General features: G+C 50.7%; 1 protein-coding gene and 1 pseudogene. Both read right to left on the bottom strand.

Features of this window, described 5'->3' with window-relative positions:
- Window positions 1–60: 60 nt before the first annotated feature.
- Window positions 61–501, bottom strand: a pseudogene (locus BHE81_RS25415) (transposase); the annotation flags it as partial.
- Between the two features lie 15 nt (window positions 502–516).
- Window positions 517–625, bottom strand: a 109-nt coding sequence (locus BHE81_RS25410; RefSeq protein ID WP_019725171.1) for an IS1 family transposase, incomplete at its 5' end; no start/stop codon positions are given.

The raw sequence follows: 625 nt of genomic DNA, 5'->3' as shown, positions 1-625 counted from the left end.
CGCATCACACTGCCAACTGAATAACACATCCCCGTCAATACGGTTCTCGCTGTACGCTTACGCTTCTTTGGAGTACAACGTCTTTGCACGGATGATCTCATAGCTATAACCCCGACCTAACCGGTTGGACATCTTGATCAAACCGTTGAGCCCTTCGGTATAGCCATTGGTGAGTGAGAACGGCGCATCCCAGTAGGCAAAGATGTCGTCGTAATGGTTGTGTACCGTTTTTACCAGTTTTTTGAAAGGCTCCATGCCATAAGGCGGCAGGCTGTTCTTCCAAGCCTCAAAGGCGTTCTGAGCACTCTGCTTGTCGGGTTCGTCGTAGATGCAGAAGAAGGCTTCCTTGAAGTCATAGGCCATGGCAAGTGCTGGGATCGCCTGCTTTACAACCTCCAGCGCCTTTTGCTCTGCGGGCGTCAGGTTGCCGGGTCGCTTCAGGGTAAGCCAGCGAATGGACTTTTTGACGTAAATGCGATCTTCTTTGCTTAACTGTGCCTGGGTAATGACCCCAACTTACTGATAGTGTTTTATGTTCAGATAATGCCCGATGACCTTGTCATGCAGCTCCACCGATTTTGAGAACGACAGTGACTTCCGTCCCAGCCTTGCCAGATGTTGTCGC

Source organism: Klebsiella sp. AqSCr (assembly GCF_008452795.1).
GTDB classification, from domain to species: Bacteria; Pseudomonadota; Gammaproteobacteria; order Enterobacterales; family Enterobacteriaceae; genus Klebsiella; species Klebsiella pneumoniae.
Note: the sequence above shows the minus strand (reverse complement) of the source record. Positions and strands in the feature narration are given on the sequence as shown.